Source organism: Propionibacterium acidifaciens (genome assembly GCF_003798325.1).
Taxonomy (GTDB): Bacteria; Actinomycetota; Actinomycetes; order Propionibacteriales; family Propionibacteriaceae; genus Propionibacterium; species Propionibacterium acidifaciens.
This window is the reverse complement of sequence record NZ_CP033719.1, coordinates 1,616,595-1,630,376: the sequence shown is the minus strand read 5'-3', so window position 1 is coordinate 1,630,376 and position 13,782 is coordinate 1,616,595. Positions and strand designations below refer to the sequence as shown.

At 72.1% G+C, this 13,782-nt stretch carries 11 protein-coding genes; 4 read left to right on the top strand and 7 right to left on the bottom strand.

Features of this window, described 5'->3' with window-relative positions:
* Nucleotide 1 precedes the first annotated feature (1 nt).
* The 5 genes from EGX94_RS06795 to EGX94_RS06775 form a co-directional block, all read right to left on the bottom strand.
* A complete protein-coding gene (locus EGX94_RS06795; protein ID WP_021796381.1) occupies nucleotides 2-892 on the bottom strand; it encodes an ACP S-malonyltransferase in 891 nt (296 codons plus the stop codon).
* Between the two features lie 36 nt (nucleotides 893-928).
* Nucleotides 929-1,765: an ABC transporter permease gene (locus tag EGX94_RS06790; protein ID WP_021796385.1), complete on the bottom strand. Its 837-nt coding sequence runs from the start codon at nucleotides 1,763-1,765 to the stop codon at nucleotides 929-931.
* A gap of 9 nt (nucleotides 1,766-1,774) precedes the next feature.
* On the bottom strand, nucleotides 1,775-2,710 hold the full coding sequence (locus EGX94_RS06785) for an ABC transporter ATP-binding protein (RefSeq protein WP_051383708.1): 936 nt from the start codon (nucleotides 2,708-2,710) through the stop codon (nucleotides 1,775-1,777).
* A gap of 553 nt (nucleotides 2,711-3,263) precedes the next feature.
* Nucleotides 3,264-4,061, bottom strand: a complete 798-nt coding sequence (locus EGX94_RS06780; protein ID WP_021796376.1) for a PIG-L family deacetylase — start codon at nucleotides 4,059-4,061, stop codon at nucleotides 3,264-3,266.
* A 75-nt stretch (nucleotides 4,062-4,136) separates the two neighbouring features.
* Complete coding sequence (locus EGX94_RS06775) at nucleotides 4,137-5,366, bottom strand: glycosyltransferase (protein ID WP_226906013.1); 1,230 nt, start codon at nucleotides 5,364-5,366, stop codon at nucleotides 4,137-4,139.
* Nucleotides 5,367-5,590: 224 nt separating this feature from the next.
* Here EGX94_RS06775 and EGX94_RS06770 point away from each other — a divergent pair, with 224 nt between their 5' ends.
* Nucleotides 5,591-6,466 carry a hypothetical protein gene (locus EGX94_RS06770; RefSeq protein ID WP_123826091.1) on the top strand — a complete coding sequence of 292 codons (876 nt, stop codon included), beginning with the start codon at nucleotides 5,591-5,593 and terminating at the stop codon, nucleotides 6,464-6,466.
* Between the two features lie 66 nt (nucleotides 6,467-6,532).
* Here the strand turns inward: EGX94_RS06770 and EGX94_RS06765 are convergent, their stop codons facing one another.
* Complete coding sequence (locus EGX94_RS06765) at nucleotides 6,533-7,663, bottom strand: hypothetical protein (RefSeq protein ID WP_028706496.1); 1,131 nt, start codon at nucleotides 7,661-7,663, stop codon at nucleotides 6,533-6,535.
* Nucleotides 7,664-7,666: 3 nt separating this feature from the next.
* Nucleotides 7,667-8,857 carry a MalY/PatB family protein gene (locus EGX94_RS06760; protein ID WP_021796392.1) on the bottom strand — a complete coding sequence of 397 codons (1,191 nt, stop codon included), beginning with the start codon at nucleotides 8,855-8,857 and terminating at the stop codon, nucleotides 7,667-7,669.
* Nucleotides 8,858-8,986: 129 nt separating this feature from the next.
* Here EGX94_RS06760 and EGX94_RS06755 point away from each other — a divergent pair, with 129 nt between their 5' ends.
* From EGX94_RS06755 to EGX94_RS06745, 3 genes are all read left to right on the top strand, one after another.
* Nucleotides 8,987-10,156 carry a uroporphyrinogen-III synthase gene (locus EGX94_RS06755; RefSeq protein WP_021796383.1) on the top strand — a complete coding sequence of 390 codons (1,170 nt, stop codon included), beginning with the start codon at nucleotides 8,987-8,989 and terminating at the stop codon, nucleotides 10,154-10,156.
* A gap of 83 nt (nucleotides 10,157-10,239) precedes the next feature.
* Entirely contained in the window at nucleotides 10,240-12,273 is a 2,034-nt protein-coding gene (locus tag EGX94_RS06750; RefSeq protein ID WP_021796375.1) for an NAD(+) synthase, read from the top strand.
* A gap of 45 nt (nucleotides 12,274-12,318) precedes the next feature.
* On the top strand, nucleotides 12,319-13,779 hold the full coding sequence (locus tag EGX94_RS06745) for an Eco57I restriction-modification methylase domain-containing protein (RefSeq protein ID WP_051245443.1): 1,461 nt from the start codon (nucleotides 12,319-12,321) through the stop codon (nucleotides 13,777-13,779).
* Nucleotides 13,780-13,782 lie beyond the last annotated feature (3 nt).

The following is a 13,782-nucleotide window of genomic DNA, read 5'->3' as shown; positions in this document are numbered from 1 at the left end:
ATCATGCCTTCCGGGTGAGATCTCGAGGGGTGGTGACGCACATGACCGATGACGAGGGGAGCCGACGGCGGGCCAGGCCGCTCAGCGTCCTGCCGGGAGGAGCGGCCACGATCATCCCCGGGTCGAGCGACTCGATCGTGTCCATGCACAGGTCCCAGCGCACGGGAGCGGTGATCTGACGCACCAGACGATCGCGGAGCTCGTCCCCGTCACGGATGACTCGACCATCCAGGTTCTGGATGATCGGAATGGGGGCTGCACGGAAGGGGACTTCGTCTGCCGCCAGGCCGAAGGCCTCGAGTGCGGGCCTCATGAACGGGGTGTGGAAGGCTCCCGCCACCGCCAGACGCTTCACCGCGCAGCCCTCCGGAGGTGCACTGGTCAGTCGTTCGATGGCTTTCAGCGATCCGGCCGCAACCACCTGCCCCGTGCCATTGCGATTGGCCACGGATGCACCGGCCGCCCCGATGGCATCGGCGACGACCGCGGGGTCGCCCCCCAGGACGGCCGCCATCGTCGTCTCCGCCGCCCTGCAGGCCTCGGCCATGGCCAACCCGCGGAGACGGGCCAACCGCACGGCCTCGCCCGGCTCCAGCACACCGGCCATCGCCGCGGCAGACAGTTCGCCGACGGAGTGACCGGCCACCGCGATGCTCCGGCCGGTCACCTCGGTCATGATGAGAAGGGCTTGGGCGACGAGCAGCGGTTGGGCATTCTCCGTGCGGGAGATCTCGGCCATCGAGCCCTCCGTGCCGAGCGCTGCCAGATCGATCCCCGCCCGGAGGGACCACTCGCGCAACCGTGCGGAGGCGGCCGGCTCCCTGATCCAGGGCGTCAGCATTCGGGGCCGTTGGGCCCCCTGCCCTGGGCAGATGACGATCGCGGTGGTCATTTCCATCCTTCCTCCCCGTGGTTCGTGCAGGACCACTCACGCGCGGCCCGAACTCTTCGTGTAGGCGCGTGCGGCGAGCAGCACGAACAGGACGAACCAGCCGCCGACGTCGAGGAGCACGAAGGTCAACGAGGAGTGGACACCGGACAGGGAGCAGCCATCGGTGAGGGCACGACGAGCGATGTCGGACACCCCGAACATCGGAGTCCAGCGGCCGACTTGGAGCACCCTGCCCGACAGGGGGAGGAAGAGGTTGCCGATGAAGGCGAGTGCAGTCGTCGTGAGACCGGGGATCGACGTGACGATCTCGGCGCGCAGGGTCAACCCGATACCGAGCCCGAATGCGGCGAAGACCGCTGAACCGCCCCATGCGGTGAGCAGACCGAGAATCCAGACCCGCAGATTCCCCTCGGCGCCGGTCCCCCAGCCGAGAAGACCGACGACAACGACGGGCAGCACGGCCGAGAGCATGGCGGAAGCCACTTTGGACAGGACATATCCGACCGATGAGATCGGCATGAGACGCATGGTGCGCATCCAGCCCGAAGACTTCTCAATGGCGATTCCCACTGCGGTCGACGTGGAGGCCGTGGCCGATCCGTACACCGCAATGCCGATCATCATCCACATGGCGAAATTTCCGTGCGGGGGAGCGGTGTGCGAGCTGCCGGTCCGGTGGAGCGCGAGATAGAGGACTGCGGGAAGCGCCACATTGATGAGCAGGGCCTGCCTGTTGAAGGGCCGCTTCAACTCGTGGCCCAAGTAGGTGAGGCTGAGGCCACCGGCCGGCCTCGCGGAGACGGGGGCGAATGTCTTGACAGCCCGGGCCGGAGCGTGATCGGCGAGAACAGGTGCAGTGGTGAGCAGGGACATGATGGTCTCTCAGTTCTTGCGGGTGAGGGTGAGGAAGGCGTCCTCGAGGCTCTGCGGGAGAACTTCGATGTCGGTGGCTCCGACTCGTACGAGATCGCCCACGAGGGCGTCGGAGTCGGTGCTGTGCAGATAGGTGCGGCCCGCGGACCGTTTGACGATGCTGACCCCCGGGCCATCGAGGACCGTCCGCGCGGCGTCAGCCGGCAGGACGCAGGAGGCGATGCGGCCCGAACTCGCGGCTCGGATGTTGTCCGCCGTGTCATCGGCGATGATCCGACCGTCCTGGATGAGGATGACCCGGTCCGCGAACTGGTCCGCCTCCTCGATGTAGTGGGTGGCGAAGACAACCGTGCGGCCACGGTCCGCGTCCTCGTGGACGCGCTCCCAGAAGGTCCTCCGGGCCTCCACGTCCATGGCGGCGGTGGGTTCGTCGAGGATCATCAGCTCAGGATTCGGGATGAGGGCCATCCCGAAGCGGACGCGCTGGATCTCCCCGCCCGAGCACGTGGAGATCTTCCGGTCCGCCAGCTCGTTGATGTTGGCCCGCGCCATGCACCTGTCGACCTCGGCTTCGCGGAACAGGCCTCCGACCATGTGCATCAGGTCGCGCACGGTGAGGTCCGGGAGCATGCCTCCGGACTGCATGACGGCGGAGACCAGTCCTGCATGGGCGGCAGTGATCGGGTCGAGTCCGAAGATGCGTGCGCTTCCGGAATCCGGCCCGAGCAGTCCCAGGGCCAGGTCGATCGTCGTGGATTTTCCAGCGCCGTTGGGGCCGAGAAAGGCGACGACCTCGCCCCGGTCGATGGTGAACGAGACGTCATCGACGGCGGTGATGGTTCCTCCGCTCGGGGCCCGGAACGTCTTCGTGAGGGATTCGAGACGGATCGCTGCATTCGGATCATGCTCACGAGATGTCAACGGGTCATTCAGGTACTGGGCCATGAGGATCCTTTCAGTGCGCCGAGGAGCGGGTAATCCTTGTTCCGCCATCGATCCTGTGACGCCGGGAACCGTTCTGGCGAGGGAACATGGGAGGCTCATGAGAAGTCGGGGCACCTGTGTGCCGGTCGATGTGACAGATGTCATGACAGCCCGCCACGCACGCTTGTTCAGCGGAACGGCGCGGCAAGTCCACCGGGCCCTCCCGGATCACTGCGCGGAAGGATCCACCAGCCGTCATGCATGGGCGGGTCCCGGTCGGAGGAGAGATCGATGAAGTCGCAGCAGACGAACCGCTCGGGCGCGCCGCGAGGGGCCGGACGTTCTCCGGATCGTTGTCGGTTTCGCGGACGGCACGCGCTCAGCCCCGATCGGGCGGGCTGCGCGCCGAATCCGTCAGCGTCGGCGGGGAAGACGCGGACCCGCCCGTTGGGATGGCCGCCGTCCTCCGCCCCGCGAGTCGGTGCGGAGGCTGTCGCCGTGCGTGAATCGATCCCGCCGGTCCCGCCCCGAACGCATCCTCGTCACGACGAACGCCCCCGGTCCGCCCCAGCCCTCACAGCAGGCCGATCCTCCGCGGGATCGCCTGGCGCTGGCCGCCGACGTGGCGGATGCACCGCTCGGCGCCGGAGCCGACGACGGTGAGCTGCGTGCGGAAGCGGCGCAGCGCCGCGACGACCCGGGCCTCGAGCGCCGGGTCGTCGACGTCGAGCCAGGCGGCCGCGGCGGCGTCGCCGGCGGCCGGGTTGTCCTCCTGCGAGAGCACCTGGACGAAGGGCAGGCCGGCGCGCTCGCACGTCAGGGCGACGATCTCGTGGCAGCGCACATGGTCGGGATGACCGTAGCCGCCGCCGTCGTCGTAGCTCACGAGCGCGTCGTAGCCGCGGCCCTCCAGCCCTGCGAGCAGGTCGGCGGCCTCCTGCTCCAGCGGCGCCCTCGTGAGGGCGCGCGCGCCGGCGCCGGCGGCGGGCCCGGCCAGCGTCGGCGTCACCCAGCGCATCCCCGAGTCCTCGTAGCGGCACTCGGGCAGCCCGGCGGCGCGCCACGGTGCGGAGCCGAGGAACCACCGCTCGGCGATGCCCAGCTCGGCGCAGGCGGCGTCGAGCTCGCCCTCGCGCACGGCGACGAGCCCGTCGGGCGAGGTGCCGGCGGGCAGGACGCCGTCCACGACCTCGCCGCGCTCACCGCGCGTGCAGGTGACGAGGTCGACGCGGCCTCCCCGGCTCGTCACCCGGGCGGCGAGCGGGCCGGTCGAGAGGGTGTCGTCGTCGGGGTGGGCGTGGACGAGCAGCACGCGCAGGCCCGCGGGGTCGCCGATGAGTCGCTCGATCACGGCGGTGTTGTCGATGGGCACGGTGCTGCTCCTCTTCTCCCGGACGGTCGGCGGGGCCGGCCCCGTCCGCCGGGCGCCCCGCCGGGGGACGACCGGTCAGCCGGTCGCGCGGCGGTAGGCGGCGAGCAGTCCCGCCGCGGTGCGGTCCCAGCTGCGCTCGCGCGCGAAGTCGCGGGCGGCCCGCACCATGCGCTCGCGCAGCGCCTCGTCGTTGCGGACCGACTGGGCGGCCGCGGCCCACTCGGCCGGGTCGCGGCCCTCGAGCAGGATCCCGGTGACGCCGTCGCGGACCGCCTCGGGGATGCCGCCGACGCGGCCGGCGATGACCGGGGCGCCGCTGGCCTCGGCCTCGAGGCAGACGAGCGAGAAGGTCTCCGAGTAGCTCGGGTTGATGAGCGCGCAGGCGCCCCGCAGCATGCAGGCCAGCTCGTCGCGGTTCTGCGAGCCGAGGAAGACGACGTGCTCGTCGAGGCCCAGCTCGTGCACGAGCCGGTGCAGCCGCGCCTCGTAGTCGGTGAAGTCCTGCGAGGCCTCGCCGGCGACGATCAGGTGCGGGCGGTCGTACTCGGGGATCTCGGCCATCATGCGGATGGCCAGGTCGGGGCCCTTGAGCGGTTGGAGGCGCGAGGCGAACAGGTAGTAGCAGCCGCCCGTGGCGCCCCAGGCCCAGTGCCGCTCGCCGGGCTGCAGGGGGTGGAAGCGGTCGGCGTCGACGCCGGGGTGCACCGGCACGATGGGCGTCGACAGCGGCCCGTAGCGCTCAATGATGGTCCGCCTCTCGGCCTCGGAGACCGAGACGATGAGGTCGGAGCCCGCGGCGACGAGCGCCTCGCCGCCGGGCCGGCCCGGCGACTCGGGCGGCTCGCCGTCCGACAGGGAGTGCGTGCCGGGCGGGGCCGACACCGAGTGGAAGCTCTGGACGTGCGGGACACCCCAGCGCCGCGCCAGCGGCAGGGCCGCGACCCCGCTGAACCAGTGGTGCGAGTGGACGAGCCCGTAGTCGTGGTCGAGCCGTCCCATCGCCTCGCGGAAGGGCTCGATGAGCGCCTCGGCCCTGCTCTTGGCGACGACCCGGGCCGGGCCGGCGTCGAGGTTGATGAGCCGCACGCCGGGCGCGATCTCGGCCCGGTCGGGCGCGTCGGGGTCGTCGCGCCGGGTGATGAGGTCGACCTCGTGGCCGGCCCGGGCCAGCGCCATGGCGGAGTTCAGCTCGACGACGTTCATGCCGCCGGCGTCGGCCGTGCCGGGGGACGCGACGGGCGAGGTGTGCAACGAGACGAAGGCGATGCGCGCCAGCTCAACCATCGAGTCCACCTCCGTCGTCACGGCAAGTGTTCCACAGATGGCCGGGCGAAAGAATCGCATCCGGGGATCGCCCCTGGTCGGGGGGCGCCGCCGTCGGGGGCCCCTCAGGGGACGCCCGACGGGGTCCGCAGGGGGCCCGCCCGGGTCGTCGACGCCCCGTCATCGGGGAGCGCCTCGGGGTCGACCGACGGGCCCGGGCCGGTCGCTGCGGCCCGAGGGCGGCCGCCTCGCCTAGGGTTGGCCCCATGAACCGTGTTGGCCCCGTGACCCGCCGCATCGTCCCCGCGCTCCTCGCCGCCGCCGTCCTGTCGGCCGCCGGCTGCGCCCAGAACCCCTCGGCCAAGAACGGCGACCCGTCGGGCTTCGGCCCCACGAGCACCTCCCCCGGCGCCACGAGCACCGACGGGGCCAAGGCCATCGAGGGCTTCGACTTCGCCGGGGCCGACTGGTACGACGCCCGCTCGGGGCAGACGCTCCACGCCGGCTCGACGCCCTCGCAGGACTTCTGGTGGCAGGTCGACACCGGGACCAGCGGCAACCCCGTGCAGTACGCCGACCTCGACCACGACGGCGACGAGGACGCCGTCGTCTGGCTGACGAGCGGCGAGGGCAACGGCTACTGGCACCACGCCTACATCTGGACCTGGGACGCCGCCCGGGGCACCGCCGTCCAGTCGCCGTACCCGATCACCGACGACTCCTCGTGCGGCAACGCGACGAAGTCCCTGAGCGTCGACGCGGCGGCCGGCACGATCACGGCGACGCGCCTCATCCGCAACGGCGAGGCCTGCTCGGATCTTCCGTCGCACGAGGTCACCAACACGATCACGCTCGAGAACGGCGTGCCGATCCGCACGGCCCCGGTCCGCGCCTCGGCCGGCCCGTGCCTCAACCCGGCCTCCGACGGCCGCGCGACCACCGAGATCGCCACCAGGCCGTTCAAACTGGCGCCCGATGCCGGCGCCCCCGAGCTCCCGCTCGACCGAGTCACGTGGGTGGCCCTCGGCGGCGGCCGCGACCAGACGACGAACGGCTTCCACCAGGTGCTCTTCCGCGCCGACGGCGACTCGCTCACCTGGTACTGCGCCTACACCGACGAGGTGGGCGTCGCCAACGGCTGAACGGCGCCCACCGCTCGTCCGACCGGGGCGGCCCTGCGCCCGTCCGGGCGGGTTCGGACCGGCCCCTCAGCCGCGGGCCAGCTCGGCGCCGTCCAGCGCGTAGGTGATGGTGAGGCGCCGGGCGCCGGCGTCCTGGCCGATGCGGCTGTCGGCGACGATGACGACCTGCCCGTGGGCGTCCGACCAGCCGATGCTCAGCGCCTCGGCGGTCGGCGACGCGGTGGGCAGCTCGGGGACGGCGAGGAGCCGGGCGAGCAGCCCGGCGTCGAGCCCGCCCGGATCGACGCGGTGCGCAGCATCCCCGGCCCCGGCATCCCCGACGCCGTCCGGGGCCGAGGGCTCGTCGACGACGGTGAGCGGCAGCTTGCCCTCCGAGGGGCCCCCTCCCGAGCACAGGCGGGTCTGGTCCATCCAGGGCCGGCCGCCGCCCGGCGCGCCGCCGGCGTCCTCGGCCGGCCACAGCGCCTCGGCCGCGCAGTCCTGCCGGTTCGCCAGCCGGACGACGGCCGCGCCCCCGGCCGGGGCGAGACGGTCCAGGTCGCCGAGCACCGAGCCGAGGGCGGCGGCGGTCCCCAGATCGCTGTGCACCTGGACGACGCGCGTCCCGATCCAGTCCTGCACGATGCCCACGGTCGGCGTGCCGGTCCAGTCGCCGCGCGTGCAGTGCGCGGTGATGCGGGCGGCCCCGCCGGCCCCGGCGGCCGCCTCGACCCGTGTGAACTCCTCGCCGCAGGCCGTCATCGACCCGGCGTAGCGGGTCCAGGCGCGCGAGAGCTGCTCGGCGTCGGCCTGGAAGAACTCGCCGGCCGTCTCCCCGGTGCGCGGCGGGGAGCCGGAGACGAGCCGTGGCAGCGACTGCGGGCGGACGCTCCACAGCTGGTCCCGGCCGTCGGGCGCGCGGACGGTCAGCTCGAGCTCGGCGCGGGCGATGGACGCGGAGACGAAACCGGTCGCCCCGGAGTCGGCGCGCACGCTGCTCACCGCCCAGGCGAGGAACGGGGCACTCGTGACGGCGTCGTCCAGCGGGGCCTCGGCCCCGGCGCGGGCCACGAGACCGGGGGCCACCGCGCAGCCGAGCGCCGCGGTCACCGCGACGGCGCAGACGGTCCCGCCGAGGCGCAGGGCCCGTCGTCCCCCGGCGCGCCGCCCGTCCCGGGCCCCTGCGGCGCGCGAGCCCCCGGCCGGTCCGGCGGCCATGGCTCAGGCGAGCCCGGACAGGCCGTTGACCAGCTGCTCGACCCCCTGGGAGAGGATCGCCGGGGTGGTGGCCAGGTTGAAGCGGACGAAGCCCTTCGCCTGCGGCGAGAACCATTCGCCGTAGTCGACGGCCAGCCCGCAGGTGTCCTGGAGGAACGAGCGCATGTCGGCGGGCCGGACGTAGTCGCGCAGGTCGAGCCACAGCAGATAGGTGCCCTCGAGGGTCGGCATGAGGGCGGTCGGGGCGACCTCGCGGACCCGGGCCCGGAAGCCCGCGTCGTTGACGCGGAGGAGCTCGGTGAAGCCGTCCAGCCAGTCCGCGCCGCCCCGCCAGGCGGCCTCGGCGGCGGTGAGCCCCAGGATGTTCGGCTCGGTCTGCACGTAGGCCCTCGCCCAGGAGTCGTAGCGGGCGCGCAGGCCCTCGTCGTGGATGACGATGTGCGAGTGGACGAGGCCGGCCAGGTTGAAGGTCTTGGAGACCGCGCTCAGCGTGATGACGCGGTCGCGGTGGCGTCCGCCGGCCACCTCGGACATCGCGATGAACGGGCGGGTGCCGGGCAGGATGTCCTGGTGGATCTCGTCGGCGACGACGAGGACGTCGTGGCGGGCGCAGATGCCCAGCACCGCGTCGAGCTCGTCCTCGGTCCACACGCGGCCGACCGGGTTGTGCGGGGAGCAGGCGATCCACAGCCGCACGCCGCCGTCGACGACGGCGCGCTCGAAGCCGTCGAGGTCGAAGCCGTACTCGCCGGCCCCGTCGCGGACCAGCTCGCTCGTGACGAGCCGGCGGCCGGTGTCGCGCACCGCGCTGTGCATCGGGTAGTAGACCGGCGTCGTGAGCAGGACGGCGTCGCCGGGCTCGGTGAAGGCGCTGATCATCCAGTAGAAGGACGAGACGACGCCGGTGCCGAAGCGCACCCGCTCCCGCCTGACCCGGGCCTGGCCGCGGGCCGCCGCCCAGGCGTCGAAGGCCTCGAAGTAGGAGTCCGGCACCGTGGCGTAGCCGAAGGCTCCGTGCCGCACGCGGGCGGTCAGCGCGTCGAGGACGGCCTCGGGCGCGCGGAACTCCGTGTCGGCCACCCACAGGGGCAGCAGATCGGGGTTGCCGAATCGTTCGCCCAGGGCGTCCCACTTGAGGGAGTCGGTGTTGCGGCGCTCCACCCGGTAGCGCTGCACGAAGGTCTCGGCGTCCATCGGTCCTCCTGTCGGTGCACGAACCCGTGAATTCTCTCACCCCGGCGCGCACCGTCGGGCCTCGTCCGGGCGGCGACTCTCCGGCTGAGACCGCTTCGTCGGGCGCGCGGGGCGTGACAGGCTTGGCCCGTGACGAATCCAGAGGCCGAGCTCCCCGCACGGGGCCCGGCCGCGCACGGATTCGTCGACGGGGCCTTCACCGAGGTGCTGGCCGGCGCCCGCGTCCTCATCACCGCGCAGCGCCGTGCCGAGGACCTGTCGGCCGCCCTGAGGCGCCGCGGCGCCGGCACGGTCATCGCCTCGATCCTGGGGGTCGAGCACCACATCGACGAGGCGGGCCTGCTGGGCGTCACCCGCGACCTCATCGACGAACCGCCCGACTGCGTCGTCGTGACGACGGGCATCGGCCTGCGCGCCTGGCTCGACGCGGCCGACACCGCGGGCCTGTCCGAGGCGCTCGCCGGGATGCTCCGGGGCACCTCCACGATCGCCCGGGGCCCGAAGGCGCTCGGCGCGCTGCGCGGCGCGGGGGCCGAGCCGGCATGGGTCTCCCCCCGGGCCAGCTCCCGCGAGATCCTCGACCGCCTGCTCGGGGCCGGCGTCGAGGGCCGGCGCGTCGTCGTCCAGTGCCACGGCGCCGGGGACGACGGCCTGTCCGAGGCGCTGCGCGAGGCGGGCGCCGAGGTGACGCCGTTGACCGTCTACCGGTGGGGCCCGCCGCCCGACGCCGGGGCCGTGACGGACTCGATCGACGAGCTGCGCGCCGCCCGCTTCGACGCGGTGGCGTTCACCTCCTCGCCCGGCTCGGCCGCCTGGGTGCGGGCCCTCGACCGGGCGGGGGCCCTCGCCGAGGTGCGCGCCCAGAACCTGGCGGGCCGGCTGCTCCTCGCCGCGGTCGGCCCGGTCGCCGCGGAGCCCCTCGTCGGGGCAGGTCTCGATGCGGGCTGCCCCGAGCGCGGGCGCATGGGTGCGCTCGTCCGGTACATCTCGACGCGGGTCGCCGAGAACGCCCTGACCTGCGTCATCCCGGCCGGCCTGCTGCGCGTCCACGCCACTGACGCCGCCCTCGGCCAGCGGCCGCTCCGCCTGTCGCCGGGCGGGCTGGCGGTCGCGCGTCTGCTCGCGGGGCACCCCGGCGAGACCGTGAGCCGCGAGCAGATCCTCCGCGTGCTGCCCGGCGACTCGACCGACCCGCACGCCGCCGAGGTCGCCATCGCCCGCCTCCGCGAGGCGCTGGCCAGCCCGGCGTCCATCCGGACGGTGGTGCGCCGGGGCTACCGTCTCGTCGACGCCAGCTGACGGGCCGGCGCAGGGCGCGGAGTGCGTCGCCCGCCGCCGCGGGGCGACAATGGGGGCCACCACCGGCAGACGACAGGAGGGCCATGAACTTCGCCTCGCTCTACGACCAGGGCTTCGCGCGCATCGCCGCGTGCACGAACGCCGTGGCGATCGCCGACCCGGCCACGAACGCGGAGCGCCTGGCCGGGCAGGGGCACCGCATGGCGGGCCGCGGCGCCGCCGTCGTCGCCTTCCCCGAGTTGAGCCTGACCGGCTACGCCATCGACGATCTGCTGCTCAACGGGCGGCTGCTCGACGCGACGCTCGAGGCGCTCGGCTCCTTCGCCCGGGCCACCGCCGCCCTGACGCCGCTGTTCATCGTCGGCGCGCCGCTGCGGCGGGGCAACCGGCTGTACAACTGCGCGGTGGTGGTGCACCGCGGCCGGGTGCTCGGCGTGGCGCCCAAGAGCTATCTGCCGAACTACCGCGAGTTCTACGAGAAGCGCCACTTCGCGCTCGGCGCGGGCATGCGCGGCGCCATCGACCTCGGCGGGCTCGGACGGGCGCCCTTCGGCGACAATCTGCACTTCCGCGCCCGCGACGTCGAGGGCCTGCAGGTGCACGTGGAGATCTGCGAGGACATGTGGGTCCCGGTGCCGCCGAGCTCGCGCGCCGCCCTGGCCGGGGCGACCGTGCTGGTCAACATCTCGGGCTCGCCGATCACCGTCGGACGCGCCGAGGACCGCCGCCTCATGTGCCGCTCGGCCTCGGCCCGGGACCTGGCCGCCCACGTCTACTGCGCCGCCGGCCTCGGCGAGTCGAGCACCGACCTGGCCTGGGACGGCCAGACGATGATCCACGAGAACGGCGTCCTGCTCGCCGAGACCGAGCGCTTCCCCGACGGCCCGCGCGCCTCGGTCGCCGACGTCGACCTGGCGCTGCTGACCGGGGAGCGGCTGCGCAACGGGTCCTTCGACGACAACGCCGTCCGCTTGGCCGGGGCCGGCCTCGACGACGGGGCCGAGGTCATCGACTTCGTCCTCGACCCGCCGCGCACCGATCTGGGGCTGGCCCGCGAGGTCGAGCGCTTCCCCTTCGTCCCCGCCGACTCCTCGCGGCTGGCTCAGGACTGCTACGAGGCCTACAGCATCCAGGTGGCCGCGCTGCGCCAGCGGCTCGCGGCGATCGGCGAGCCGCGGATCGTCCTGGGCGTCTCGGGCGGGCTCGACTCGACGCACGCCCTGCTCGTCGCCGCCCGGGCGATGGACCTCGCCGGGCGCCCGCGCACCGACATCCTCGCCGTGACGATGCCGGGCTTCGCCACGAGCTCGCGCACCCGGGGCAACGCCATGCGGCTGGCGCAGGCGCTCGGCACCACCTTCGAGACGCTCGACATCCGCCCGGCCGCGACCCGGATGCTCCAGGACCTGGGCCACGCCGAGGACGAGTACGACGTCACCTTCGAGAACGTGCAGGCCGGTCTGCGCACCGACTACCTGTTCCGCATCGCCAACCAGCGCGGCGGCATCGTGCTGGGCACCGGGGACCTGTCGGAGCTGGCGCTCGGCTGGTGCACCTACGGCGTCGGCGACCAGATGAGCCACTACGCGGTGAACGCGGGCGTCCCGAAGACGCTCATGCAGCACCTCATCCGCTGGGTCATCGCCTCGGGGCAGTTCCCGGGCGAGGTCGGCGCGGTCCTCCAGTCGATCCTCGACACCGAGATCAGCCCCGAGCTCGTCCCCGTCGGCGACGGCGACCGGCCCCAGTCGACGCAGGACGCGATCGGCCCGTACGCGCTCCACGACTTCGCCCTCTACTACTGGCTGCGGCACGGTTTCCGGCCCAACCGGATCGCCTTCCTCGCCCAGCGGGCCTGGAGCGACGCCGACGAGGGCGACTGGCCGGCGAACTTCCCCGAGGATGAGAAGCGCTCCTACACGCCGGCCGAGATCACGCACTGGCTCGGCGTCTTCTGTCGGCGCTTCATGCAGTCGCAGTTCAAGCGCACGGCCGTCCCGAACGGCCCGAAGGTGCTCGCCGGCGGCGCGCTGAGCCCGCGCGGCGACTGGCGCTCCCCCTCCGACGGCAACGCCCGCGTCTGGCTGGCCGAGCTCGACAACATCCTTGGGAGCTGAGTCAGCCGCGACTGATGAGGACCGGACAGACTCGCGACCGCAGGCGTGTCGGCGGTCAGCGGTACCGTGATGGTCATGGACATGGTGGGGCGCGCGGCCCGCAGGCGCGAAACTGCGCTGGCCGATCTTGACGAGACCGAGCGAGCGGCGAGAGGTCAGTTCTTCACGCCCACCGCCGTCGCCAAGATCATGGCCCGTCTGCTCAAGGTTCCCGATCACGGAGTCGTGCGAGTGCTCGATCCCGGCGCCGGATCGGGGATGCTCACTGCAACGCTGGTCAGCCATCTCGCAACCGTCACCCCAAGCCTCCGGGTTCACGTAACCGCCGTCGAGGACGACACCTCCCTGCTGCCAGCGCTGCGCGAGACACTAGACGACTGCTCCGTGCTCGGGGCCGAGACTCGCCTCATCGCCGAGGATTACGTCTCGTGGGCCGTGACCAGTGACGAACGTTTCGACCTTGTCATTCAGAATCCGCCTTACCATAAACTCCGCGTTGATAGCACCGCCGACGTGCTGCTCCGCAATGCAGGGATCGTCGTCCCCAACATCTACGCGGGGTTCATGGCGCTGGCAGCGCGTCAATTGACTCCAGGTGGTCAGATGGTGGCGATCACACCGAGGTCGTGGATGAATGGCACCTACTATGAATCCTTCCGCCGTGGTCTCTTGGATCGCGCCGCCATCGACGCGATCCACACTTTCGCATCGCGCTCCTCGGTGTTCGGAGACATGGGCGTGCTCCAAGAGTCGATTATCGTGTCAGTGACCTCAAATGCAATCCAGGGACCGGTGCGACTTTATTCGTCGGTCGATCAGGCCTCTGAAACCGCTGAACGTATCGTCCCCGGAAACCAAGTAGTCACACCCGATTTCGTGTTCGTCCCGGCCAGCCGGTCAGACGCCGATGCCGTGTCGTGGATGGCGAGCGCGACCCGAACTCTCGCTGACCTCGGACTGACGGTTTCAACTGGGCGAGTGGTGGATTTCCGCTCGCGCGACCTGCTCCGCCACTCCCCCGACCAGCCCTGCTCCCCCATGATTTACCCGGCCAACATCGTTGAACGCACAGTCCAACACCCCCGCACGAGACTGAGAAAACCCCAGTGGTTTGCGATCGATTCCACAACAGCGAGCAAACTCCTCGTTCCGGCGGGCGTCTACGTCTTGGTCAAGCGCTTCTCCTCGAAGGAGGAGAAGCGCCGCATCGTCGCAGCCGTCTGGGACGACGACCGGGCCCCCGCCTTCGACAACAAGCTCAACTACATTCATCGGGCCGGGCACGGACTCGACCCGGGTCTCGCACGCGGCTTGGCCATATGGTTAAACTCCACCCGGGTCGACGACTACTTCCGCGTCTTCAGTGGACACACTCAAGTCAACGCGACCGACCTGCGACACATGAGATTCCCCAGCCATGCCGAGCTCCTCGAGCTGGCTCGGACGAACAGCGACATCGACATTGCAGTCGAACAACTCTTCGCCGCTAGGAGGAAGGCCGCGTGAGCA

What these genes read in the sequence shown, in the direction of transcription:
- EGX94_RS06795 (WP_021796381.1), bottom strand. Translation starts at nt 892, where the DNA reads ATGACCACCGCGATCGTCATCTGCCCAGGGCAGGGGGCCCAACGGCCC.
- EGX94_RS06790 (WP_021796385.1), bottom strand. Translation starts at nt 1,765, where the DNA reads ATGTCCCTGCTCACCACTGCACCTGTTCTCGCCGATCACGCTCCGGCC.
- EGX94_RS06785 (WP_051383708.1), bottom strand. Translation starts at nt 2,710, where the DNA reads ATGGCCCAGTACCTGAATGACCCGTTGACATCTCGTGAGCATGATCCG.
- EGX94_RS06770 (WP_123826091.1), top strand. Translation starts at nt 5,591, where the DNA reads ATGAACCGTGTTGGCCCCGTGACCCGCCGCATCGTCCCCGCGCTCCTC.
- EGX94_RS06765 (WP_028706496.1), bottom strand. Translation starts at nt 7,663, where the DNA reads ATGGCCGCCGGACCGGCCGGGGGCTCGCGCGCCGCAGGGGCCCGGGAC.
- EGX94_RS06760 (WP_021796392.1), bottom strand. Translation starts at nt 8,857, where the DNA reads ATGGACGCCGAGACCTTCGTGCAGCGCTACCGGGTGGAGCGCCGCAAC.
- EGX94_RS06750 (WP_021796375.1), top strand. Translation starts at nt 10,240, where the DNA reads ATGAACTTCGCCTCGCTCTACGACCAGGGCTTCGCGCGCATCGCCGCG.